Origin of the sequence: Streptomyces sp. HD (genome assembly GCF_028369295.1) — a bacterium.
GTDB lineage: Bacteria > Actinomycetota > Actinomycetes > Streptomycetales > Streptomycetaceae > Streptomyces.
The window spans coordinates 1-498 of sequence record NZ_JAQMYP010000182.1; the positions used below are offsets into that span (position 1 = coordinate 1).

Annotated in this window: 1 protein-coding gene; it reads right to left on the reverse strand. The window is 61.8% G+C overall.

Translation table 11 applies throughout. The features are described 5' to 3' along the window. Nucleotides 1-33: 33 nt before the first annotated feature. The coding region (locus POF73_RS45905) for a transposase (RefSeq protein ID WP_272125497.1) at nt 34-498 on the reverse strand (465 nt) is incomplete at its 5' end.

A 498-nucleotide genomic window follows, 5' to 3' on the forward strand; every position in this document is an offset into this window, starting at 1 on the left:
CTGTGGTTGAACTGGCGGTGGCGGGTCGTTCGATCATTCGGTATTCATGATCAGTCCGGTCTCGGTGAGGCAGCCGTCGATCAGTTCCGGACGGTACTGGATCTTTTTGAGCTTGCGCTTCATGACGCGGGTCAGGTGGTCGAGGTTGGCGGCGGCGAAGTCGGCCAGGCCGCGCTTGATCAGCGACCAGATGCCCTCCTGCGGGTTGAGCTCAGGCGCGTACGACGGCAACTGGAACACCGTCAGCCACTCTTCGTTCTCCACGAAGAACAGCGCGAGCTCGTCGACCAGGTGGATGTTGAGATTGTCCCAGACCCAGACCACAGGGGCCATGAGCTGATTGTGCGCCGCAACGATCAGGTCGCGGTAGTCCTGCCAGGTGAAGCTCTTCGCCTCGCCTTTCCGTCCTCGGTACACGTGTAACCGGTAGATCAGACGCGATCGTTCGCCGCTCCTGAAGCAGACCGCGCCCGCCACAGATACCCGTCCCCGGCTCGA